Source organism: Anaerolinea thermolimosa (genome assembly GCF_001050195.2).
GTDB lineage: Bacteria > Chloroflexota > Anaerolineae > Anaerolineales > Anaerolineaceae > Anaerolinea > Anaerolinea thermolimosa.
In genome coordinates this window covers 1,443,150-1,467,109 of record NZ_DF967965.1, presented here as the reverse complement: position 1 = coordinate 1,467,109, position 23,960 = coordinate 1,443,150, and the positions used below count along the sequence as shown (strand labels likewise).

The 23,960-nt window shown below is 47.2% G+C and carries 24 protein-coding genes; 3 read left to right on the top strand and 21 right to left on the bottom strand.

Annotation, left to right across the window (positions count from 1 at the left end; all coding sequences use genetic code 11):
* Window positions 1-8: 8 nt before the first annotated feature.
* Genes ATHL_RS06645 through ATHL_RS06615 form a run of 7 tightly spaced genes read right to left on the bottom strand, consistent with a single transcriptional unit; the run spans window position 9 to window position 7,892 of the window.
* Window positions 9-1,313 carry an MFS transporter gene (locus ATHL_RS06645; protein ID WP_062191200.1) on the bottom strand — a complete coding sequence of 435 codons (1,305 nt, stop codon included), beginning with the start codon at window positions 1,311-1,313 and terminating at the stop codon, window positions 9-11.
* A complete protein-coding gene (locus ATHL_RS06640; protein WP_062191196.1) occupies window positions 1,310-3,568 on the bottom strand; it encodes a WD40 repeat domain-containing protein in 2,259 nt (752 codons plus the stop codon). Before ATHL_RS06640 ends, ATHL_RS06645 begins: the two co-directional genes overlap by 4 nt.
* Entirely contained in the window at window positions 3,562-4,098 is a 537-nt protein-coding gene (locus ATHL_RS06635; RefSeq protein WP_236822389.1) for a 4Fe-4S single cluster domain-containing protein, read from the bottom strand. The genes ATHL_RS06640 and ATHL_RS06635 overlap by 7 nt, the downstream gene beginning before the upstream one ends.
* Window positions 4,099-4,135: 37 nt before the next feature.
* Entirely contained in the window at window positions 4,136-4,348 is a 213-nt protein-coding gene (locus ATHL_RS06630) for a DUF2997 domain-containing protein (protein ID WP_062191189.1), read from the bottom strand.
* Window positions 4,349-4,363: 15 nt separating this feature from the next.
* Complete coding sequence (locus tag ATHL_RS06625) at window positions 4,364-4,744, bottom strand: DUF1257 domain-containing protein (protein WP_062191186.1); 381 nt, start codon at window positions 4,742-4,744, stop codon at window positions 4,364-4,366.
* Window positions 4,745-4,755: 11 nt separating this feature from the next.
* Window positions 4,756-6,339 carry an Hsp70 family protein gene (locus tag ATHL_RS06620; protein WP_062191184.1) on the bottom strand — a complete coding sequence of 528 codons (1,584 nt, stop codon included), beginning with the start codon at window positions 6,337-6,339 and terminating at the stop codon, window positions 4,756-4,758.
* Window positions 6,340-6,365: 26 nt separating this feature from the next.
* On the bottom strand, window positions 6,366-7,892 hold the full coding sequence (locus ATHL_RS06615; RefSeq protein WP_062191170.1) for an AAA family ATPase: 1,527 nt from the start codon (window positions 7,890-7,892) through the stop codon (window positions 6,366-6,368).
* Window positions 7,893-8,270: 378 nt separating this feature from the next.
* On the opposite strand from ATHL_RS06615, the gene glmS reads away from it, so the two are divergent.
* Window positions 8,271-10,112: a glutamine--fructose-6-phosphate transaminase (isomerizing) gene (gene glmS / locus ATHL_RS06610; protein WP_062191167.1), complete on the top strand. Its 1,842-nt coding sequence runs from the start codon at window positions 8,271-8,273 to the stop codon at window positions 10,110-10,112.
* A gap of 42 nt (window positions 10,113-10,154) precedes the next feature.
* On the opposite strand, the gene ATHL_RS06605 is transcribed toward glmS, so the two are convergent.
* A complete protein-coding gene (locus tag ATHL_RS06605; RefSeq protein WP_062191165.1) occupies window positions 10,155-10,610 on the bottom strand; it encodes a VOC family protein in 456 nt (151 codons plus the stop codon).
* A gap of 118 nt (window positions 10,611-10,728) precedes the next feature.
* Between ATHL_RS06605 and ATHL_RS06600 the strand changes: the two genes are divergently transcribed.
* Window positions 10,729-11,454, top strand: coding sequence for a histidine phosphatase family protein (locus tag ATHL_RS06600; protein WP_062191162.1), 726 nt, complete (start codon window positions 10,729-10,731; stop codon window positions 11,452-11,454).
* Here the strand turns inward: ATHL_RS06600 and ATHL_RS06595 are convergent.
* The 5 genes from ATHL_RS06595 to ATHL_RS06575 form a co-directional block, all read right to left on the bottom strand.
* A complete protein-coding gene (locus ATHL_RS06595) occupies window positions 11,451-11,885 on the bottom strand; it encodes a hypothetical protein (protein WP_062191159.1) in 435 nt (144 codons plus the stop codon). The genes ATHL_RS06600 and ATHL_RS06595 overlap by 4 nt on opposite strands.
* Before the next feature lie 5 nt (window positions 11,886-11,890).
* Window positions 11,891-13,480, bottom strand: a complete 1,590-nt coding sequence (locus ATHL_RS06590; RefSeq protein WP_062191156.1) for a hypothetical protein — start codon at window positions 13,478-13,480, stop codon at window positions 11,891-11,893.
* A 90-nt stretch (window positions 13,481-13,570) separates the two neighbouring features.
* Entirely contained in the window at window positions 13,571-14,974 is a 1,404-nt protein-coding gene (locus ATHL_RS19495) for a LysM peptidoglycan-binding domain-containing M23 family metallopeptidase (RefSeq protein ID WP_062191153.1), read from the bottom strand.
* Window positions 14,949-15,317 (bottom strand): DUF192 domain-containing protein, encoded by a 369-nt coding sequence (locus tag ATHL_RS06580; RefSeq protein ID WP_062191149.1) that lies wholly within the window; start codon window positions 15,315-15,317, stop codon window positions 14,949-14,951. Before ATHL_RS06580 ends, ATHL_RS19495 begins: the two co-directional genes overlap by 26 nt.
* A 17-nt stretch (window positions 15,318-15,334) precedes the next feature.
* A complete protein-coding gene (locus ATHL_RS06575; protein WP_062191147.1) occupies window positions 15,335-15,727 on the bottom strand; it encodes a response regulator transcription factor in 393 nt (130 codons plus the stop codon).
* Between the two features lie 121 nt (window positions 15,728-15,848).
* Here ATHL_RS06575 and ATHL_RS06570 point away from each other — a divergent pair, with 121 nt between their 5' ends.
* Window positions 15,849-16,505 carry a response regulator transcription factor gene (locus ATHL_RS06570; RefSeq protein ID WP_062191145.1) on the top strand — a complete coding sequence of 219 codons (657 nt, stop codon included), beginning with the start codon at window positions 15,849-15,851 and terminating at the stop codon, window positions 16,503-16,505.
* Between the two features lie 18 nt (window positions 16,506-16,523).
* On the opposite strand, the gene ATHL_RS06565 is transcribed toward ATHL_RS06570, so the two are convergent.
* The 8 genes from ATHL_RS06565 to ATHL_RS06530 are packed head-to-tail and all read right to left on the bottom strand — an operon-like array spanning window position 16,524 to window position 23,737.
* Complete coding sequence (locus ATHL_RS06565; RefSeq protein ID WP_062191143.1) at window positions 16,524-17,372, bottom strand: TIM barrel protein; 849 nt, start codon at window positions 17,370-17,372, stop codon at window positions 16,524-16,526.
* A 12-nt stretch (window positions 17,373-17,384) separates the two neighbouring features.
* A complete protein-coding gene (locus ATHL_RS06560; protein ID WP_062191141.1) occupies window positions 17,385-17,765 on the bottom strand; it encodes a diacylglycerol kinase family protein in 381 nt (126 codons plus the stop codon).
* A 6-nt stretch (window positions 17,766-17,771) separates the two neighbouring features.
* Window positions 17,772-18,230 carry an rRNA maturation RNase YbeY gene (ybeY, locus tag ATHL_RS06555; protein ID WP_062191138.1) on the bottom strand — a complete coding sequence of 153 codons (459 nt, stop codon included), beginning with the start codon at window positions 18,228-18,230 and terminating at the stop codon, window positions 17,772-17,774.
* Window positions 18,227-20,323 (bottom strand): HD family phosphohydrolase, encoded by a 2,097-nt coding sequence (locus tag ATHL_RS06550; protein ID WP_162787629.1) that lies wholly within the window; start codon window positions 20,321-20,323, stop codon window positions 18,227-18,229. The genes ybeY and ATHL_RS06550 overlap by 4 nt, the downstream gene beginning before the upstream one ends.
* 45 nt (window positions 20,324-20,368) lie before the next feature.
* Window positions 20,369-20,815, bottom strand: coding sequence for a GatB/YqeY domain-containing protein (locus ATHL_RS06545; protein ID WP_062191122.1), 447 nt, complete (start codon window positions 20,813-20,815; stop codon window positions 20,369-20,371).
* A gap of 52 nt (window positions 20,816-20,867) precedes the next feature.
* Window positions 20,868-21,434 carry a helix-hairpin-helix domain-containing protein gene (locus ATHL_RS06540; protein WP_062191119.1) on the bottom strand — a complete coding sequence of 189 codons (567 nt, stop codon included), beginning with the start codon at window positions 21,432-21,434 and terminating at the stop codon, window positions 20,868-20,870.
* An 18-nt stretch (window positions 21,435-21,452) separates the two neighbouring features.
* Window positions 21,453-22,343 (bottom strand): DUF1385 domain-containing protein, encoded by an 891-nt coding sequence (locus ATHL_RS06535; protein ID WP_162787628.1) that lies wholly within the window; start codon window positions 22,341-22,343, stop codon window positions 21,453-21,455.
* 5 nt (window positions 22,344-22,348) lie between these two features.
* Window positions 22,349-23,737 carry a dipeptidase gene (locus ATHL_RS06530; protein WP_062191113.1) on the bottom strand — a complete coding sequence of 463 codons (1,389 nt, stop codon included), beginning with the start codon at window positions 23,735-23,737 and terminating at the stop codon, window positions 22,349-22,351.
* Between the last annotated feature and the right edge of the window lie 223 nt (window positions 23,738-23,960).

Here is a 23,960-nt window from a genome sequence, read left to right as displayed (position 1 = left end):
GAGATATTTTACCTGCGAAACCTTAATTTCCCATGAAAGAGAGATTTTACTCCGATAAGAGTCCCTTCCTCATTTAAAAATAACAGAAAACCGAGAAGGCTGATGATGCTGCTGGTTGCGAAAGCCGGGGTGAATCCAAAGGTGTTGGAAAGATATGTGCCAAGAAAAGGGGCAAGGATAGAAGATAAATATTGGATGCTCTGGGCTGCCGAAACGAAGGTCGCGGAGTATTGGACGGGAACACGTTTCATGAGTTCATCAAAAAATACCAGGTTCAGGCCAGCCTGGAAGATGCCAGATAACCCGGCATAAAGAGGAATCGGGTAATAGGTATGACTGAGTCCGGTTAAAAGTGGATAGAAGGATATGCCGAAGGTTGTGGCCAGTAAGACGGCACGTGAGCCATAACGACGGGAGATCCGTGTCCAGAGGAAATAGCCAAGAATAAGGATGGCCGTTTGGGCGGTGTTGATGGTGGCAATCCAGCTATCTGGGGCATTGAGAACTCTCACGAAATAAACCGGGAACAACGGAGCTGCCAGAGTAGTTCCGGTTAGAAAAATAAATCGTTTAACCGTAAAAGAAACGAATGGTTTCTCTTGACTGATTTGCTGGACAAATTCCTGTATTTGTTCTCGAAAATTATGGGCATGGCTTTCAAAGGGTTCTGAGTCAGGAAGATTAATATGCGATGAAAAGTAATAGCTGATCAACCCTCCAATGGATAAAAATAAAAACATAACCTGATAGTTCAGAGGGAATTGGATATCGTCCAACATTTGTCCGACGAGAATCACCGTGAGGGTTGTGGTTAATCCAAGGATAGACCAGCGGCGGGTCATCAATTCGTAGCGTCCCGTTGGTCCGGCGACATTATTCATCACTACTGAGAATGCAATGGCCACAAGTGTTTGTGGAATAGTAGCCAGAGCCCAGATACTCAATATACCGACAATGGCGAGATGACCTGATAAGAAGAAAGAAATGATGCCTGTAAGAGCGTAACTGGCGATGACCAGGAGCCGGGCAAGACTGAACCAGGGGACAATATTCTTTTGCCGTTGTAAAAACTGACCGAGCGGAATAGAAAGCACCAGCCCAGTCAGGGCGGGCATGGAGGTTAAGAGACCTACTTCGAAAGTGCCTGCGCCCAGTCGGGTAAGATATACTGGAAGAAAGGGGGCAGCTGCACTGGCCAACCCCACTCCGATGGCATCGATTTGCACATTGATAAAATTCCCCCGGTCGATGTGGTCTGTGGTCTGGGGAGTAGTAAACCATTTTTTAAAAGAAGCCAAAGATAGCCGGGTCATAATTCGATATCAAATTCTCCGATGTCGATGATTGTGGGATCGCCGACGCCAATTTCAAAGCGTGCTGAAAACTTCCATAATGCAGAAATGTAATGAAGCCAGGCCTTTTCGGCAGAGCCCTGTTCGGCTGAAGTGATTTTATTTTCTACTTCAGAGATAGGGAGCAGGAACCCTGGGACGCGTGGAGTGAATGCCCAAAGAAAGGTAGTGCAATCCCACCCATAAACAGCACCATCTTCGTAGGCCATGGCGAGAAAATTACCGTTCTTTGATAAGGCCATTGCACTCAGGGAGGACTTATGAGGATTGAAGGTATGGAGCCATGTTCCTGTGTTCAGGTCTCCTAATCGGATAGTTCCATCTCGATTTCCGCAAAAAATGATTGGAGCTTCAGGATGAAGGGCTATACCTATTACCGGAGAAGGATGGGTTGGAAATTGCGCAATCTTGTTCCCGCTGGCAGCATTCCAGATGGAAAGGCTGTGATCGCGCCCGGCAATGGCAAGTAAATCAGAGTTGGCTGTGGTGGCGATATGGAGTGTGCCCTGGTTGGATGCCGGGATGGTTCGAACGAGGGTGCCTTCAGGGAAGCTCCAGACGAATACTTCTTCACTGGCCCCGCCTACAGCGATCCATTTCCTTTTTCCCAGCACTGAAATACCGAACAGTTCGTGGATTAGTGATTGAATACGATTAAATTCTATACCTAAAGGAAATCGCCAGAAGCGAATGGTTCCATCAAAGCCAACACTCAGTAAAGATCGGTTGTCGGGAGTGAGGGCAAGCTGCTTAATCAACCCTTGATGGCCGGTCAGGGCTTTTAGCATTTGACCATCTTTCAGGCGGTAAATACGAATTTGCTGATCTCCATTGGCCGCTACCAGAAGGTCTCCATCCAGGCTAAATAAAAGAGAGCGAGTAATAGAAGCTGGCCCCTGAATGGTTAATTGGGGGCATCTATCAGGAATAGGCCAGATTGCGATTGATTGTTTATCCGATCCGATGGCCAGGTGCTTTTGTTGAGGATCGATGGCCAGACTGATTATAGAGCCCTCGGAAAATTGATTTTGCATCACACTGCGCATTTCCAAGGGGAGATTTTTACAGGCGGCCGCCAGGGATGCCAGAGAAAGGAAACTTTCTTTTTCAAAGGTCTCTTCAGGGAACCAGCCGGCATCTGAAAGCAGGGTCAAGATGCGGGCGCTCCAAAAAGGGGGGGCAGCCTGAGCCAGTTGCCAGAGTTCAACATACCGGGCTGTCTGGTTAAGCCGGGAGATGGCAATCTCCCAATCGGAGCTCGAAAGATCCTCTATTAAACGGGTTTCAGACGAGTGCTCGATAGCCTGGAGCCAATCTACCTGACCAGTTTGGCGGCTAAAAGTAATAAGACGTCGACGAAGGTTTTTTTCACCAGATATATAAGCCGAAAGGAGTAAAGAACGGTTAAAATCGATCTGGTTATAACGGTTCCAGTCTCCACAAAGGAAGAAGAACAGCGCCCGGTCGCTGGGATTGGAAGGGAGATAGCCATTTTCCCGTGCCAGAGTCCCGGAGAGCTGGTCGTCAAACCGTAAGAACAACTGGCATAATGCCTCTTGCGCTGGTAGTAAGGAATGTGCCAGTAAGGCCAAACGAGATCGGGCGATATTTTGCTCGGTTTGGTTGAGGAATGGAAAAAGATCAACAACCTGAGCGAGTTGTTCTGGTTGTGGAACCTGGAGCAAGAAAACTAAACGAGACCAATTTTGATAATCTTTAACTGCAGAGGCCAACGATAAAATTCGTTCCTGTAATTGAGCGTCAGCTTTCTCAAAAAAAATCTCTGTAAGTTCATCCAGGTTTATAGATGGGCGTTCATTTTCTTCCAGCCCGATCACCCAATCGAAGAGGGTTTTTAAGAAAGGTTTTGAAGGTTGCCATTGATTGGCAATAATAGCCTGTCTGGCCGCCAGGAATTGGTCGAAAATACTGAGGTAATAGATTGCATCGATAGCATTGGGAAGTTTGCTCCCGGCAAGGTTGAGGAGAGCCAGAAGAGAGGCCCGGCGAACGAGAGCGTGAGAGTGATGCCGGGCAGTCTCAATCAAGATCTGAATGGCATTTTTATCGCCAAGTTCCTGTAGCGCAGAAATGACGCCGAGTTGGATAAGGAAATCCCGTTGCTCTATAGAGAGGAGATCATCCAGGGATGGTTTATCAACGAGCAGCTTTTGAAGGGTTTCGATGTCAATTGGAAGCAGGAGCTTTGCTACCATTGGAGTGGGTCAATCCCCGTCAAGAGGATACCTCCATCGATTTGAATGTGTACCTCGGCTTCAAACGAGGCGAGAATATCTTCACGAGTATAACGATTGGTCAGGAGATGGATTTTTTTATTATCTGATCCGATTAATCCCGATGCGATGCGTCGGCTTTGAACATATCTTCCTGCAATGAGCACATCGGTCAATTGGAGCACACGAGAAGCTGAGGGTATAGAACCCAATTCATTCAAGGAATAACCGGTAAAAATTAACACGCTTAACCGGGATTGCTGACGAATCATTTCCAGGAATACGGCAAGTTCCTGGGCCTGGATAAAGGGTTCGCCACCACTAATTGATATCCCCTCAATATGTTCCTGAGCATCAAGGATGGATTTTGCCAGGGATGAGATTTCCATTCGTTGGCCGGCGTTAAAGGGATGAGTTTCAGGGTTGAAACAACCGGGACAGGCGAGATTGCATCCCTGAAGCCATAGGACCCAGCGCAATCCAGGTCCATTAGCCTGGCTGGAAGGTAACATGCCATGCAGGCGAAGGAAGGCGCCCCCCTTTTCGAGATTATCCACCTGACCTCAAAGGATCAATCTGAGAATGATCGAGCGTCGTTGGTTCAATGGCTTCGGTTTTCATTTCTCTGAGCACCACATTTCCACCAAGAGCTACTTCAAGTTCTGCGGTAATGTCCAGGCAATCACTCCCGTTTACCCCTTGGACTGCAATTTCAACCTGACCATCGGGTTTTATTTGGACGTATATTTCATGAATTTCCATATAGCGCTCCTCAGGTTATACCATTCTTCGAAGGAGTAACCGGATTTCACCTGTGGAGGCAATCTGTTCCTCAACAAGGGTAAATCCTTGCGCTTCCAATTTTTGTCTGGTAGCCAGGTAAGCATATCGCTGCAGGAGACTTTGGGTGAACTCTTTGGCCTGAACACCCCGAACACCAGACCAATCTGCAATAATCTCGAAGAAGTCACCGCTTTTCCGGAAGCCAATAGGAAAAGACTGGGGAAGCTTTACCAGTATTTCAACGGGCGTATGCTGTCCCCCAAATCCATGAAGGAGTAAGTCCCCTTCTTCAGGGGTAAATCCCAGAGCTTTCAGGGCCTGAATCAGAAGATCCTTATCAGCGAGCTGGGTTTTTATACGACTGAAGTGAGACATTCCTGTCCTCCTCAAGAGAGACGAACTACCAGCGCATCTTTCAAGATCATTTGGCCTGTTCGAAGATCTCGAGCCGAAATGACCAACCTTTTATTTGAGTCAATGTTGAATTCTACCTCAAAACAGGGTTCTCCTGGCTCAGCCGGTGGATCTGCTACAAGGAAGGTTGGGTTTTGTTGATTCATCCAGAATGATGATCGTTGCTCCAACTCAAAGGGGGTGAGGTTAGCAATACGAGCCGAACCATCCATATCAAAAACGAGTTCAAAATTGGATGAGGATCGAGTTTTCATATCACTCATTTCAAAGATCGCAATCCCCAGGTATTTTTGTCCGGGGTGGGTAGCCTTTATTGTGAGCCGGCTCACGGGTGTTTTTGTTGGGTATGGTGTCCCTTTAGGAACAATGACTCTGAATTCATATTTTCCTGCCCGGGTATTCAGATAGCGTATGGCGTAGTCATGTTGAATATGATCGTAGAAATCTACTCCTGCCGCAAAAGCGGCTGTTCCCCTAGCGACGGCATCCAAAGGGTGGTGGTAAAATACCCGGTCTTTTCCAAAGAGCTGCCGAAAAACACGCTGCACACAGGGTATCTGGCAGCTCCCACCGACCAGCAAGACTGCTTGCAGGTTATCTTCGCTGAAACCACGTTCCAGAGCCTTATTTAAGGCCTCTCTAACGGTTCGGTTGATTTCAGTAAATAAATCCTGGTTTTCAAGCAGGTTTTCAAATTGTTCGCGGGTGTACGAAGCACTAATTGATAGTTCTGGAGATGTGAGTTCCAGACGGGCAGCGTTATCTATCGAAAGGGTCTCTTTCAATACCTGACATTTATTCAAGAGAATTGTGCTAATCTGGCGAATTTCATCGTTCCAATCATCAAGCTTATGGCGCTTGAGAATATCCTGAAATAACCACTGATCAATAGTGGCTCCCCCAATATCCCGTCCGGCTTTTCCTAACACTCGGCAACGGCGGCCATGATGAGCCCGGTCTTCATCCTCAATCAAGACAACAGAGGCATGGAATGTGCCTCCCCCAAAATCAAAAATGAGGTAAATATTCCCCGGTTGGATGTGGGCTCCATATCCCAGGGCGGCAGCAGAAGGCTCATCGATGAGGCGGAAGCGGTTTATCCCTGCGTTTTCCGCAATTGAAGCGAGCCAGTTTTCGTAATGCTCAAACGACTCCACGGGTACACTTAGCCCCACTTCTTCTCCGCGCGGCTCGTATTCGTTGATGATTGAAAGAAGCACAGTCTTTAGGAAATCAGCTCCGGCCTGATAGGGGGTAATTTCACGGTCGTGGATACGAATCCGCATGGGGCTTCGATGACTGATATAACGCTTCATCCAACGAAAGGTGTGTGGAGAGTCAGCGATTCCACGAAGGAGGACTTGTTGTCCAATCCATATTCTCTGATCTTCCGCATAATGAATTAACGATGGAATCACCGGGACTTCGCCATGAATTCCGGGTACCATAGAACTGTATTCTGAAATCTTGAGAGGGATCGCTTCAGAAGTATCTGGATTCCAGAGGGCTATAACTGTGTTGGAGGTACCAAAGTCAATTCCCAGGTAACCGTTCATTTTTTATTATTAATGCAGGGTGAAATTCATGATAGATGAATACCTTTGGTTTCAGCTTCAGATGGTTCGAGGATAATGCCTGAAGCAGAAATAGCCCTTCCTTCGTTCAGCCAACTGCGAAGGTATTGCACGGTCTCTCTTTGGGAGACCGATAAAGGAACCTGACGTTTAAGGGCAAAGAGAATATCTTCTGTGGTAAATTCACGTTCATGGTCGTTGAATCCGATATACATGGCGTCGATGACTGCCTGTTCAATTTCTGCTCCTACAAAGCCATCGGAATGAGTGGCCAGAAGATCAAGATCATAATCTTCAGGTATTCGCCTGCGTTTTTTGAGGTGAACCGAGAAAATTTCGGCTCTCTCTTTGCGTGAGGGTAAATCCAGGAAAAAAATTTCATCAAAGCGGCCACGGCGGAGGAGTTCAGGTGGAAGGCTTGAAATATCATTGGCGGTTGCGACGACGAACACAGGTGAGGTTTTTTCCTGCATCCAGGTTAATATCGAACCAAAGACGCGGGTACTGGTTCCACTATCCAATCCACCATGAGCAAGGGCTTTTTCCATCTCATCAATCCAGAGGATACAGGGAGCAATGGTATGAGCCAATTGCAATGCCCGACGTGTTCGTTCCTCTGATTCCCCTACAAGGCTACCGAATAAGGCCCCGACATCAAGACGTAACAGAGGGAGTTTCCATGAACCGGCAATCATTTTAGCGGTAAGACTTTTGCCAGTACCAGGAATGCCGATCAAGGCGATCCCTTTTGGAGCAGGCAAGCCGTACTCACGGGCTTTCTGGGTGAAGGCAGTTTCTCGCAGGCGTAGCCATTCTTTTAAAGCGTTTAATCCACCCACATCTTCCATGGTTTCATTCGCAGGGAAGAATTCCAGTGCTTCACTTTCACGAATCATTTGTCTTTTTTCTTCGGTGACCAGATCAATAGCACGATCGTCAAGCACTCCATCCTGTATGATTGCCCGAGCAAAAGCACGCTGAGCCTGAGAGGCAGTCAGGCCAAGGGCAGCCTGGATTAATTTTTCCTGTCCAAGGGGAGTGAGTGAAACTTTTACCCCTGCAGATTGAGTCATTCGTGTAAGTACCTGAGCCAGTTCATGGGAATCAGGCAAGGGATAATCCAGGACTACAGCTTCGTCTTTCAATTCAGGTGGTATTTTACTGGAGGGAGTAATGATGACGAGAGTCTTCCGAGAATACCTGAACCGTTGAGAAAGGGTGCGGAGTTTTCGCCGAATTGAGGGATTCCCCCAGAGATCATGGAAATCTTTCAGAATGAAAACAACGGGGTGGGGAAGGTCGATTTTTTCCATTTGCTCCAGGGCAGTGAGGGGGTCACGTCCAACTGGAATAGGGAAGGAGCCATCGGAGACCCATTGAAAATGGTCGGCAATATCCCAACTCAAGCAAAGCCGTTGAGTAGTATTGCAGGCGCTGAGGACGGCAGACAGCGCCCGTTCTTCCTCGTGAGTGATCAGGATAATCAAAGTAAACCGAGCACGAAGGTAAGTATCCAGTAAATTAATGAAATCCATAAACCACCTTTGGTGCTAAATAATACCTGCGTTTCATTTCCAATTATAGGACAAGATCAGGTATAATCCGGTAAGTTTTTAGACCCAGGAGGTGAGAACGTTCTACTAAAATGGTTATGCATGGGGAGAATAAGCGCATGGATCTGCCGGCAGGGGGAAGGACGGTAGATTGACGAGGAAGAGGGTTCTCTATCGCGAGGTAGAGTTAACCACCATGATGTGGGAAAATCGAAAGATCAGCGGAAGCCCTCCAGGATCATCTCCTGAATCCCCGAAACAGAAGAATGCAAACCGAGCTGGCTGAGCGACCAGTAAGGTTTGCATGAGAACACCCCTGCACACCTGACAGGGGAAGAATCATAGCACCGAGGTAAACCTATGTGCGGAATAGTTGGTTATATTGGGGAGAAAAATGCAACCCCGATTATTCTTGGGGGATTGAAAAAATTGGAATATCGAGGGTACGATTCAGCGGGCATGGCCGTTTTGATGGATGGGCGAATTGAAGTACGACGGGATGCCGGAAAGCTGGAAAAATTGGCGGCTTTGATCAAAGAGTCTCCTATAGCTGGGTCTGCAGGTATTGGTCATACGCGTTGGGCGACCCATGGGATTCCATCGGCGAGAAATGCACATCCTCACCTGAGTAAGGATGGGAATTTTGTTGTGGTTCACAATGGTATCGTTGAAAATTTCCTCACGCTCAAAGAAGAACTGGAGGCCGAGGGAGTGGTTTTTCAATCGGATACGGATACAGAAACCATAGTCCACCTGCTAGAGAAAAACTATACCCTGACCCATGACTTAATTTCAGCAGCCCGAAAGACCTTACTGGCATTAAAAGGGGCTCATGGAGTGGTTATGATGTCACGGTTGGAACCGGACAAGATAGTTGCAGCCCGTATTGGGAATGCCGGCGGAGTGGTCATAGGGTATGGTGAGGGGGAGATGTTTGTGGCGTCGGACATCCCCGCAATCCTGGATCATACCCGAAGGGTTGTCTTTCTTGAATCGGGACAAATGGCAGTGATAACCCGAGATGGGGCCAGCCTATCGACTCTGACAGGCCTGCCAGTAAAGCCGGAGTTCCATGTCATTTCATGGGATCCTGTGGCAGCTGAAAAGGGAGAGTATCGGCACTTTATGCAAAAAGAAATTCATGAGCAGGTACGTTCCCTGACCGATACACTGGCAGGAAGGGTGGATTGGGAAGACGCCAGAGTACTTTTGCCTTCGTTAAACCTTAACCGGGAGATCGCAGAAAAGATTCAAAAAATAACCATTACGGCCTGTGGAACTGCGGCTCATGCAGGAATGGTTGGAAAGTTCCTGCTGGAGCACATAGCTCGAATTCCGACTGAGGTGGATATTGCATCAGAGTTTCGATATCGTGATCCCCTTGTGAATGCCAATACCGTAGTATTGGCAATCAGTCAGTCAGGCGAAACTGCTGATACGCTGGCAGCTATGGAAGAGGCCAGGCGTAAAGGAGCTATGGTATGGTCTATCGTAAATGCTATTGGCTCTCAGGCTATGAGAATAGCAGATGGCTGTATTTCCATGCAGGTTGGGCCAGAAATTGGGGTAGCTTCTACCAAGGCTTTCACAGCCCCTCTGGTCGATTTATACCTTCTGGCAATCCTGTTAGGAGATCTGCGCGGTGTGCTGACTCAGAGAGACAGACAAAAACTGGTGTCCGATCTTTCGGTTTTACCGGATGCTGTAGGGCGATGCCTCGATCGGGAAAATGAAGTTCTTGCTGTGGCACGGGCCTTAAAGGATACGCGAGACGCATTATACCTTGGCCGAGGAATTAATATGCCGATAGCCTATGAAGGCGCGTTGAAACTTAAAGAAATTTCCTATATTCATGCAGAAGCATATCCGGCAGGGGAAATGAAACATGGCCCGATTGCCCTGGTCGATAAAGATATGCCCGTGGTTGCGATTGCCCCGCAGGATTTATGGTACGACAAAATGATCAGCCAGATTGAACAGGTGAAAGCCCGGGGAGGAGTGGTGGTGGCAGTGGCAACGGAAGGGGACCAAAGAGTTGAAAGCCTGGCAGACCACGTTTTTTGGGTACCCCGGGTGAACTGGTTGCTAGCCCCGGTGGTTACGGTGATCCCGTTGCAGATATTTGCTTATCATATTGCATCCTTACGGGGGTTAGATGTTGATCAGCCGCGAAATCTGGCAAAATCGGTGACAGTCGAGTAAAAATATAGGCCCCCGGCGGAGTTCCGCGGGGGCCTTGACTTTTTAAAAATTCTCAAGCAATTCCAGAATGACACCAAGTTGAGAACTGGCGTCGAGGTATGAGTACATTCCGCCGGTGTAATAACCCTGTTGGACCATGGGAATGCCTTTGTTTTCCAGGTAAGTAACAACATCCGGGGTATCCTTGATCTGGAATGCAATATGATGAACTCCCTCACCGTTATTTTCCAAGAATTCTTTCCATGTACTGGGGCCATCTACTGGCTCGATCAACTCAATTTGTACTTGCCCCATATCAAAAAAGGCTAATTTAGCTCGAGCATAAGTCGGTTTACCCTGATAAATTGTCCTGGCTTTTTCGTATTCGTCTGTCAGAATAACCTGTGGGCGTGGTAACCCAAGAATGGAACAATATGCGTCGATGTATTTTTCAATGTCATGAACAACAATACCAATTTGAGTGATAATGTTGGTTCCTAACCCAACCCTTTCTTCCATGGAAAACCTCCGTTTAGTGTTGTGAAATTTAAATTATGGGTAAACTTATTTTATATGGTTCCTGGTTAAGGGCAGAGTAGAATACGGGCTAAAACAAAAAACAATGGAGATTGGATCGATGCGACTTTATTTTGTGCGTCATGGTGAGTCAGAAAATAATGAGCTTTACAGGCGGACTGGGTCAGATGAGGGTAGAAGTCACGATCCAAAATTGACCGATATCGGATGGAAACAGGCACAGGCTACGGCTAATTTCCTTGCCACCCATAGAGACCCTGTGGGTGACATGGATGAGACCAACTATGGAATCACTCACGTGTATTCCAGCCTGATGGTCAGGGCTTTGAGCACGGCATCGGTCATTGGGCAGAGACTGGGAGTAAAAGTTATTCCTTGGAAGGACTGGCATGAAAACGGTGGTATATACCTGGATGATCGAACAACGAATCAGAAGATAGGTCTTCCGGGTCTATGTCTTGAGGAGATTCGGGAAAACTTCCCAGACGTTATCCTGGATGAGAGTATCCCCGAAAATGGTTGGTGGGATCGTCCATATGAGGAGAGGGAAGAGCGCCCTGTAAGAGCACGTAGAGTTCTATATGAGCTGTTAGATCGGCACGGAGGGACGGATGATAGGGTGTTAGTGGTGAGTCACGGGGGTTTTTATATGAACTTTCTGGCTGCTGTACTGGGAGTGGAGGAAATTGTTATCGCCTGGTTTCAATTGAATAATTGCGGCATTACCCGTATCGATTTTATGGATGGTGATCGACGTATTGTTTACCACAATTTTTTATGTCATTTGAGTGATAGAGCAGAGGTGATGAATAATATTTTCAGTTAAGCCTGAACAGGCCTGATTCCTTTATAAACTGTTGTTCCGGCGAGAGTGCGTAAAATTGTTTCAGGGGGGCGTCCGATCATTTTGGCAAGTTCTTCAGGGGTAAGGGGAGAATTCCCGTTGGCAAGAAAGATCCGAAAAACTGCATCGACTAACGAGGTGTTTTTGGTAACAAAGTCTGGTTGACGGGCACAATGAGTAATTAAGGTATGCTGCAATCCATCCACCGTGGTCACTTCAGCAGTTTCTTTGTCCACCCAGTCAACCTGAATGTTTAATGAGCTCTCGGAAAAGGCTTTTTGATGCTCAGGACATAAGTAACCAAAGAGATACACACGCCAGTTGTTATCCTGACTCTTCCACCAATCAAAATCGATGTGAAATGGAGTCTGGGAAGTGGGTTTAATGAGGCTGAAGCGTTTTAAATCCGGCATGTTCCTTACCCTTCAGTGGAATTGGAATCATGGAAGCGGAAATAGAGGTCGCCCAGATGCTGAGCCCATTCACTTTCGAGAAGGATGGATACAATGGGGCCTGGGGGAGACCTCCGAATGATATTAACAGCAGCGTAAAGTTCCTGTGCATGAACGTGGCCTTGAGGGCTGAGCTTGGCAAGCTCAAACATCACTTTCTTTACTATTTGAGGAAGTGACCGATTCCGTGAATTGGATTGCTCCCATACTTTATCCAGAGCTTCCTGGTCAGGAACTACGATGGCCATCCGTTCGTCGTAGGGCGTACTGATGTTGTGTTTTAACATCGCGAATACAATGCCACCATCAGAGCCAACCATAGCAGTGCGAAGCCATTCACGAGTGGGGCGTCGATGACCCGAAGAGACGATCACCTCTCCTGGTACTTCGCTTTTACGGATGGTGATGAGACTGCCGGGAAAACATTCATTTTTTAAAAACCATTCCCGAAGACCCAGGACATAGCCGTGTTCGCGAACTACCCAACCTTCGAATTGTGCCCTGGTTTCGGCATCTACAAAAGTAAAACGAACTCGCGGTGATTCGTATGCGGTAGGGAAGAAACGGTACAGATCTCCACAAACAGGCAATGCCCCAACGCGAAAGTGCGGATAGAGCAGAGTGATGGTGACCTCATCGTTCGTAGCCGGAGGAGCAATGCATTGATCCAGTTCGTCAGCTATGTGTCCCTCAAATTGGGCAAGTAATCCGGCGACCTTTTCGGGCTGGTATGGGTATGGAGTATAGGTTAATTGAGGAGGGGGTTGTTTTACAAATTCCGGTTCAAGTCGGCGAAGATACCAAAGGATTTTCCCTGCCGGGCCCACTTCGTCAAAGCGTTCGTCATTTTGTAACGCCAGATTTAATGAAAATTCGGTGAGTTTAGGATTGACATCCTGAGGAAGATCGAGCTGTTCCATTAGCTCGTGGGTTGGAAGGGGACCTCCATTCGCGACTTCCAGAATGGCCTCTGCCAAATTCAGATGACCCATGTTGATATCTACCAGTAAGGCACGCGGGAACCATCGACCAGCGATTTTTACCAGTTCCGGGTTTCCCTCCAGGTGCTGGGTAAGAACTTTTATTAACTGTTGGCCGTGTGATTTTAAAACGTATTTGGGATCTAATTCTGGATCATCCAGTGAAATTTCTATAGGAGTATTCAATTTATGATCGGGTAATTCCGAGGCAAACAGATGCCTTTCACCATTTTCAAATTCGACTTCTATAACTTTGAAAGATGAAATCTCCGGATTATTTCCTTCTCTAATAGACAACACCCGACCACGTTTCCAATTAAAGGCTGGGAACAGGAGTTGTTGGCCTATTTGGTATGGTTCACCGGGGCGGTAGATCTGGTTGGAGTGATTTTGTTGCTGAAGCAGGTTGTCCTTTTCACGGCGAATGCGTTCAATAACCAGAGTTTCGACCAATTCTTCAGCCGTGAGAGGGGTCTCTAATTCTAATAGGTGGTTATAGATAAATTGGAGATCTTCTTCGGTAATTTCGAAGTTTTTCCAGTAATCTGGTTTCAGTGTCAGAGGAGTTATACCCATTGCTTCCCTGTTTACTCCACGATTAATTCCCGACCGGGTAATAACCGGTGCGTCCTCATTATACCTTAGGTTTCATTTAGAACAAGTTGTTCATGGAAATTCTCGATCCAACCAATCTTGAGGTTCAACCTGCACCCCATTAACCCATACTTCCCAGTGGAGGTGAGGACCGGTGACCCGCCCCGTACCTCCAATCAGGCCAATAAGTTGGCCAGCTTCTACCCGATCGCCCTCTTTAACTTGAATTTGTTCCTGATGCCAGAACCCGCTGTAAACGCCCCAGCCATGATCGATAATGGTGGCGTTTCCACGGACAGTTAATGGACCGGCGAAAACGACAACTCCAGGGGCGGGAGCATAAATGTTTAATGAAGCGCATACCCCAAAATCGAGACCGGTGTGGAAATATGAGTAAGATCCACCATTATAAGAACGGCGGTTCCCAAACCACGACTTTATGCAATAAGGCTCATCTACCGGTAAACGGAAAATTCCCGACCAGAACTTTTCGGGTGTTACAGGAGCTGTTCGTTGTCGAACAAGTTCATCCTCGGGCCGGGTATTGGCAGGGTCAATCGTCGCCGGGTCAACGGTCAGAGGAGGATCCTGGGCGTAATAGCCCTGTTGTAGAAGTACCATTTGTGAAAAGAACAAACTTTTCCCGGTTTCGTCTGTAGCTTTCAGGGATAATGGTGCTAATCCCGGATCGGCCATGGCATGAATCCCTTGCAGGGCAACAAAATTTCCGGGTGAACTTTGCATAAAATGGAGTGGGTAACCATTTAAATTACCTTCTAATTGAACACCGGGTAAAACCGATGCTTGGATGACGGTTGTATGCCCCTGTACCAGAGGCAAGGGGTTCATCTCAAGGCGGGATACCAGGGGGGATAGAGGTGTATAAGGCGGGCTTTCTCCGGAAGATGCAGCAACCAGGTTTTCTCCTGGAGTGACATAGGCCGAAGAAATTTCTTGACTGGCAAGGATAACTTCCCATGGATTTAGCCTATGGAAGGCCGCATATTGTAGATATGCACTTCCCTCTGCCGGGGGTTGTAAGGGCTTTCGATAAGAAGGGGTATCTGTTTGGGGAAGAATGAGATTAGAACCGGCGTAAATCTCGGCGGGACTGGTTATCCGGTTCAAGCGGACAATTAACGCCTCATCTAATCCGCGGTATTTAATAAGTGCTGAAAGATCCATTCCTAGAGGAAGGGTTTCAGTTACCAATTTTCCGGTGACTCCTTCCAGGCCAGGAAGGATCAATTCTGTGCCTGCATTAACCTGGTTTGGGTCGCTGATTGAATTGGCTGAAATCAAGTCATTCACTGTGATTCCAAACCGGAGGGCAATACTATACAGCGTATCTCCAGGTTGAACCACATAAACCGGGCCATCTGGTTGATTCTGAGCACGCACCCTGACAGGAAAAATAACCAGGCAAAGGAGTAGACCCAAAAAGAAAAGGTTATATTTCGTGAACTTGGATTTCATCACCGATGTGGTAAAAGGGCAAGTTTTCAGTGCGGGTTTCAAGTACGAACTTCGCCGGCGTTCTGGGTTTATAAAGCGGTCGCCAGGCTCTGGCATAACAGGCGTCAACCACTTTGTAATGCGAAGATAACCAGATAACGGCGATATCAAAATTCATGAAGAACATGTGAATGGAAGTATTGATGATGCTTTCTTGAGGTTCTACCAGTAAGATGCCATGATCTTTGGGTAAAGAAGCAGTAAACATTAAACCGCGAAATCGGGAAAAAAAATCATCGCAGAACTTCACTCGCAAGGTGGGAGCAGAAGGATTCGAGAAGTTGGTCAGGAGCACCTGTTTCATGCCGGTAAAGATGCTTATTATGGTGAAATCCGCTGGAGCACTTTTTCTACGGCATCGACCAGTTCCTGGGGACGGAATGGCTTACAGATGTAGTCATCGACCTTGGCTATATGTAACCCGAGGACACGGTCGATGTCCTGTGCTTTTGCGGTAATGACGATTACAGGAATATTACGGGTTTTCTCGTTGGCTTTCACCTGCTGGAATACTTCCCAGCCATCCATTCCAGGCATCATCAGGTCGAGCAGGATCAGATCCGGAAGTTCACGATTAATCAAATCTAACCCGTTCCTCCCGCCGTGGGCACCATGAACCTGGAAACCTCGTCGATTCAGGATAAGTGACACCAGGTCGATCATTTCGAGATCGTCCTCGACATATACAATGGTTCGAATTCTCTGCTCTTCCATAGGCTCCCTCCCGTTTAGTTTACCACAACCCCTCGGATGAGGGTGTTTATTCAGGAAAAAGATTTTTCTCTTGCAAGGAATGAAAGGCTCATTTATACTCATCACTGGAGGATCAGCGATTATGGTAACGAAATATCGGATCGTACTGGTTGACGATCATGAAGTTGTTCGGCTGGGATTGAAATCTTTACTGGAGCATCGGGAAAATTTCGAGGTGGTGGGCGAAGCAGCATCGGCCAGAGAAGCGGTGGAACAGGTTGCCCGACACCGGCCGGATATTGTTCTCATGGACATTCGTCTTCCAGGAGCCAGTGGAATCGAGGCCTGCGAAGAGATAACCACGCAATATCCGAATACCCGGGTGATTATGTTGACGTCCTATGCGGAAGATGAAATGCTGTTTTCTGCGATTCGGGCGGGAGCTTCGGGGTATGTTTTAAAGCAAATTGCAGGTGAGGATTTAATAAAAGCCATTGAGGCGGTAGGTAAGGGAGAAGCTCTACTAGACCCGGCTGTAACGCAGAGAGTTTTTCAGGAAGTGAGGCGAGCGGTTAAAGAAGAGGAAGCATCGGCCTTTGCTAACCTTTCTCAACAAGAAAGGCATGTATTAATGCTGGTTTCTGAAGGAAAAACGAATCGGGAAATTGCCAAGGCGCTTTTCCTCGGCGAGGGGACGGTTCGGAATTATGTCAGCAGTATTTTATCTAAACTGGGGGTAAGCAATCGCGCTGAAGCCGCGGCTTACGCTGTTGAGCATAACCTCAAAGAATACTTATAAGTACAGCGGCTCGCCCTTTTAACCAAAGAGGATATGCCACTTTTCCATCATATATAAAGCGTCTTCTTCGAGGACCGGACTTTCACATACAATGCGCCCCCGTGCCCCAGCCTCGTGAAGAGCTTCAAAGAGATCTACCAGGTTAAAATCAGAATCGCTAATTTTTAAATGGTTCCGTTCTCCTTTTTCAGAATACTCAATTCCTGACATGTGAATATGTAAACGAGAGAGAGCCTCTTTACCGAGGGACTTTTCGTATTTCTCAAGCACTTCGAGCCATTCTTCTTTCGTGTTCATGGTTCCATCTCCTGCTCGGGCATGCAAGTGCGCAAAATCTAAACAGGGTTCTACCCCATCAATCTCTGCGCTCATTGTCAAAGTGTCTTCAAGCGAACCGAGCATAGACTTTTTACCCATGGTCTCCGGACGCAGGGTGACCGGATTTCCATCGACGCGTAGTTCCCGGACGCATTCCCGCAGGCGGCTAACAACCAGAGGAATTACTTGATCTGGATCGACATTAAAATAAGAACCCGGATGGAAAATAATATCGGTAGCTCCAGCAAGGTATCCATAATGGGCCGCGTCCATGAGCCGTTTGCGAGATTTGGGCCATTCCTCTGCGTTTGCATTTAGATTTATAAAATAAGGTGCATGGACGCTTAAGTGTACAGAATATTCTGAAGCGGTTTTTTTAATTGCAAAGCAGGTCTCTTCAGTCACCCGGACGGATTGGACCCAACCCAACTCAAAGGCATATAGTCCAAGGGAAGCAAGCGTCTGGATGGCTCCCACACTCCCTCCTGGTTTTTTAGGAGTTGAAAGAGGAGCACCAACCGTACCAAATAAAAAAGGAGAATTATCCATAGTTCTCACCCTTTAGAATATAGAACGGAGTCGGTTGATTAAAGGGAGGCCAAGAATCAAAACTCCAATGACGATAGATGATAATGCGGCGATCAAAACCGCTGCAGCACCTACATCCTTTCCAACCCGTGCCAGAGGATGTTGGGAGGGGATAGAAAGATCCACAACGGCTTCAAGCGCGGTATTAAGAAATTCTGCAGTCCAGACTAAAGCGATGGTAAGGATTAACACTGCCCAATCGCGAGGAGGAAGTTTTAACCACAGGCTAATAGAAATGACCCCCATGGAGGCGATGGCATGAATCCAGGCGTTTCTTTGGGTTTTAATAACATACCACCATCCAGAAAAGGCATACCGGAAGGCATTAAACCGAGAACGAAGAAAAGGAAACATACAATCCTATTCAGGGAGTTTATCGCTGGCAATTCCTAATTCTGCCAGGATATTTTTCTGTGTAGCCCACATTTTCATCTTATCCACATCGGTATAATGATCAAATCCTAGCAGATGAAGAACTCCATGAACTACAAGAATTGTTAATTCTTCTTCTACTTTTAACCCGGCCTCTACAGCCTGCACTTCAGCTCGAGGAACCGAAATAATAATATCACCCAGGTAGAGTCGGCCTGTTTCTGGGTCAATTACGTTTGCAGGGAACGATAAGACATCGGTTGGAGCATTAATACCACTAAATTGTTGATTAAGTTCTTGAATCCTTGCATCGTCATCGAAAACGATGGTTAAATCTACTTCATCTTCTTTTACGTGCCGGGTCTGGAGAGCCGCTCGAGCCGCTGTTATTACTGCTTCTTCAGGCACACTGGATGAAAAATTTTCTGAAATCGTGACGTAAATCATTTAGCTGTTTCCTCAATAGATAAAGGTTGTGTTGCGGGAGCTATTTCGGGATATCGGATGCGGGGATGATAAGTGTTTTTCAGAGTTGAGACAAACGACTCGGTTATAACACTTAAATCTCTCATCGTGAGCTGTGTGTGATCCAATTGGCCTTCCTTTTCACAGTATTCGATTACTTTTCGAACTACTGAGCGGATTTCTTCTTCAGTCTGAGGGAGTTCTGCACGTACCCGTGCCTGGCATCCATCTGCAAGCATGAGAATGGCTGTCTCTCTTGATCTCGGTTCAGGTCCCGGGTACCGAAATTTGGTTGAATCCACCCGGCTCGTATCATTCCCGGCCAATTCGAGCGCTTTTGCATACTGGTAACGAGTCATCAGTGTACCATGATGCTCACGAATAAAATCCTGGATTCGATTGGGTAATCGATATTTCCGGGCAAGCATTACCCCGTGATTAACATGCTCAATTATGATGCGTGCGCTTTCCGATGGATCCAGATCGTCATGAGTGTTTAGCTGGCCACCGATTTGATTCTCAATGAAGAAAGAAGGGTTTAGCGCTTTACCCGCATCGTGATATAACCCCCCGACTCGCACAAGCATTGAATCGGCGCCAATTTTATCTGCGGCCTGTTCCGCCAGAACAGCAACCTGCAGGCTGTGCTGGTAACTACCAGGGGCGTTTTGAAGGATAAATTGAAGAAGGGGATGATCGGGGCGAGAAATTTCCAGCAATTGTAAGGCTGTGGTAGCTCCGAGAAATTGAGAAAAGATATACTGGAATAATAATCCCAGACTTGATGACGCAATTCCATTCACGAAGGCTGCGGCAACCAGAGTGGCCAGACCGATCAGATCGGAATAGGGACTGGTGAGGCGGTAAGCAAGGATGACAGCGCTGCCCGAAAGCCCAATGGCGATTCCTGCCCAGATAAAGGCGCTGATACGTTTTCCTCGTCCCAAAGTAAGCGCCCCGATAAAGCTGGTGAGAATATAGAAAATGGTTAGGTCGAGGGCATTGGTCAACCCGAACCCGGTGAGAATAGAAAGCATTAATGACAAAATTAGCCCAATTTCAAGGTTGAATAAAATAGAGATCGTTAACCCGAATGCTGGTAAAGGAAAAAAATAGGGGACAACGGTTCGGTTGGGAATTACGAGTTTCGCGGAATATAAAAAGAGAAGGAAAAGGGCTGCAATTAAGACCTGGCTGGGGAGCCGTTTTAATATTTTTAGATTGTTTCCGGGTTCGTTGGAACGTCTGGTGAAAAATAATATTCCAAAACCGGTAACCACAGCCACCAATGCCAGGGATGAAATGTAATCTTCATGAGTGGTCTGGGATCGAATTAAACCGTATTGTTGCAGGGTTTCCCATACCATGGGAGTGATCACCTGACCTCGCCGGACGATGATTTCACCCGAAATGTAATTTCGTATTACTGGCTGAACGGATTCACGCGCCTTTTTTTTCGCGGCTTCGGTCTGCTCACGGTCGAAAAGACTGTTTGGAACAATAAATGGTGCAACCAGCTCATTTACAATAACAGCCTGTTCTTGGGGAAGAGAAAAACTAATTAAAGAGGGGATTCGGCGAACTGCTTCATTGACCTGATCTTCACGAATTGAATCTCTCATGATTTGCTCTAAAACATTCAAGGCCTCGTTCTGGATGGCTTGCCAGCGAACCTCATTGAGGTTGAGAATTGTGCGCGCTAAATCCGCATCTATTTTTATGGTGGTTAAATTTGAGAGATCCGATATTTTCTCCTCGTCACTGGAGTAAGCATCGAGCCTGACAACACTGATGTAATTGAGTGCGGTGCGTAACTGTTCAATCTGTTTTCTTGAGATGGCTGGATCAGCAGGTAAGTAAAGGGCCGGTACTCGCTGCTCTGCTTCCTGGCGGGCCTGCTCGGTTAAAATTTCGCTTGGAAAACTGAGGGAGTAGGGCGCCTGAATATCCTGGGGAGCTACATCTCCTGGAGATAATACATAAGCCGAGGGTCTGGTGGCAATTGGAGAGACCAGAGCCGCTGCCGAAAGCAGGCTAGTGGCAGTCCAGATTAAGATCAGGATTGCTTTTCGCACCTTAGCATTTAGAAGGCCTGCTCTAAACCTTGAAAAATCCATCATTTAACCTGTAAGTAAGCGCTTCACCATCTGGCTCACTTTATCGCCGGGGCTTCTTCCTTGTACTTTAGGAAGGAGGGCTTTCATTACTTTTCCCATATCTGAAATGGATGTCGCACCAACTTCCTGTATGGTCTGCCGGGTTAATTCTTCAAGTTCGGTTTCGGAGAGTTGTTGGGGGAGGAATTGCTCCAGAACAGCAATATCTTGCTTCGCGAGGTTCACCAGGTCAGATCGTCCAGCTTTTTCTGCATCCGCGATTGACTCACGGCGAGATTTAATTTCTTTTTGGATAATTCCGGAAACCGCCACGTCATCGAGTGGGGAGCCTGTCTCCACCTCGGCGAGTTTGATGGCGGCAATGACCGAGCGAATAGCATTCATGGTCAGAGTATCTTTTTGGCGCATAGCGTCATGCAGTGCATTTTCGAGAGATTTTCTAATGTTCATAGGATGATTATAACTCCCACTGGCTCAATGTTCATCTCATGAATTTTGGATGTTATGGTTGATTAATTATGATGAGGTCTTTCAGACGTTCCAGGGTGCCCTGACCTATCCCTTCTACTAAAGTTATTTCTTCGATAGATGTAAATCCTCCATGACTCTGGCGATAGGCAATAATAGCCTGAGCACGATCCTGCCCAATTCCTGGTAATTGCATTAATTCTTCAAGAGACGCTTTGTTAAGGTCAACCCGATTGGATGTGGAAGTAGAACTTTTGCTCTTATACTCAACGGGCAAGGGTTCTCCCTTCCGGGGAATGTAGATTTTCTCCCCATCATTAACCAATGCTGCGAGATTCACCTGAGAGAGGTCTGCATCAAAGGTTTCTCCACCGGCTTTTTGAAGAGCGGCTATTACACGGCCTCCGGGCTCAATTCCATAAACTCCGGGGTTTGCTACTGCGCCAGTAACAAAAACCTGAAATGGAGATGGGGTTGGCCTGGGCATTAAGGTAATGGGGGTGCCATCCGGTTGCCGGGCAATCCAAAAAATGACTGCTCCAGCCAACAAACCAACGAAAATCCCAAATGTTACTTTACACCAGTCTGGCCAGGCTGTCATCAGAGCACCTCTGTTTTTTTAATCCTTAGCGTTGTGTTCCTCTTCTAGTCTGCGCATAGCTGAAAAGGCTGTAATAGCTACTTCAATCATGGAAAGGTCGGGTTCTCGTGTAGTAAGACGCTGAAGAGCAAGATTGGGTTGGGTGAAAATACGCACCAGAGGATGATCCAGGTGATTAGCTGTAAAGCGGATATATTCATAAGCCAGTCCGGCTAATACAGGTAACAAGATCACCCGACTCAAGACACGCCAGAGTCCAGAGAGTGGACCAATGATGGTAAAAAGAATAATGGAAAAGACTACCAGCGTGAGAAGAAAAGCCGTTCCACAACGGGGATGCTCCAGCGGATAGGTTTTTACTATGGATGGGGATAACTCTGCGCCGTCTTCAAAGGCATTAATGGTTTTATGCTCTGCACCGTGATAGGCAAATACGCGGGCAATTTCTGGAAGTTTTCCTACCCCCCAGATATATCCAATAATAGCTGCGAGCCGGATGAAGCCCTCCAATAAATTACTGGAAAAGGCATTAAGGTGAAACAACCGCTCTGCTACATGGCCTATCCATGCTGGGCCAGCAAAGAAAAGGGCCACTGCTATTAAAAGGGAGATCCCAACCGTGATGAAAGCAGATTTGCCTTCGATTTTCTCTTCCTCTTTGCTTTGAAGGTTGGCTGAAATTGTTAAATAACGCATGCCCAATCCCAGGGCATCCCATAGCCCAATCAGGCCGCGAAGAAAAGGAAGTTTGAAGAGGGAATGGGTATAAATTCCGGAGAGCTCTTCGGTCTGCAGTACAATCTCCCCTTCGGGAGAACGCATGGCGGCAGCCATTGCATGGCGACCGCGCATGAGAACTCCCTCAATAATAGCCTGTCCACCGTATGCGGGCATGCGAGAAGGTTTCACAATGATCACTCCTGGAGGTTGCTTTTCATGAGGTAAAAAAAGGCGATAAGGGCTTCGATCCCTTTGAACCAGGTGGGGAGGTGAAGTCTCTCGTTAGGGCTGTGGATGCGATCGTCAGGTAGACCAAATCCTGTTAGAACCGAATCGGCTCCCAGGATCTTTTGAATATCACCAACTACCGGTATGCTCCCTCCTTCTCTTTTAAGAAGCGGTCGTGTTTTCCATACTAATTCCAATGCTTTCTTCATTGCTGTGGCTGCCGGGTGATTGGGGTCTGTGATGGATGCGGGGGCTCCTCCGAAATAGTTCAATTCCCAGCGAACAGTTGAGGGAATGTGTTGTTCAAGATAGTGCCGTAGAAGTCGATGAATTTCGTCAGGTTCCTGATCAGCAACAATACGACAGGAAATTTTTGCCATCGCGTATGCAGGAAGAACAGTTTTTGTACCCTGGCCGGTAAAGCCCGAGAATAACCCGTTAACTTCTAACGTCGGACGAGCCCCAATCCGTTCAACGGGGGTGTAATCGGGTTCGCCCCATAACTGAGGTGCCCCGGTTTGTTGTAAGTAATAGTCTTCACCCATGGGGAGGCGAGAGAGTTCCTCTCTTTCCTCCAAAGAGAGAGTACGGACATGATCGTAAAAACCAGGAATGGTAATCCTGCCATTTTCGTCATGCATCGAAGCAATAATTTCGCATAATGCCTGGGCAGGGTTATGAACAACCCCACCAAAGACTCCGGAATGTAAGTCGTGTTCAGGCCCAAAAACTTTCAGCTCGAAGAACACCAGACCACGCAGGGCATACACCAGGGTGGGAAGGTCTGGAGCGATCATCCCGGCGTCGGGATTAAGAGATACATCACAAGATAACATGGATCGGTGATCTTCAATGAAGGTTCTCAGGTGAGGTGAACCTATTTCTTCTTCTCCCTCGATCATAAGTTTAATATTGACCGGGAAGGATCCAGTTGTGTGGCGAATGGACTGTAGAGCCGCAAAAACAGCAACAATTTGGCCCTTCATATCCGAAGCGCCGCGACCGAGGAAGTATTGATCCCGGAGAGAGGGTTGAAAAGGTGGGGTTTCCCAAAGATCGACAGGGTCCACCGGTTGCACATCGTAATGACCATAAATAAGGATGGTTGGCTGGTTTTTTGCGTGTAGCCACTCGCCAAAAACAATCGGGTGACCCGAAGTAGGATAAATCTGGATATTTTCCAAACCGGCGGAACTGGCCATTTGAGCGACTTTGTGAGCGGCCTTTTCCATCTCCTGCTTATATTCTGGAGTGGTAGATACCGATGGAATGGATACGAAATCCTTTAATTCCGATAAAAAATCGGAATGATGGTTTCGGGCATATATAATCGCCTGATCAATTTGGTCTGGCATGAATACCTCGTAGTTGAACTTGGGATGTCGCCAGATGATTATAAGGTATTTTAGGGCAGGCGTACAATCCGGATGTTTTTTGTGATCGTTCCAAAGCTGGTAAAAAGGTGGTTAAATGGATGAGGGGTAGTTAGCAAGCCACCCCACATCCGACGAACAGAGAGGCACACCTGGAATGCGCCTGAACCTCATTTTACCAAAAGTTGAACCGGGGCAATATGAA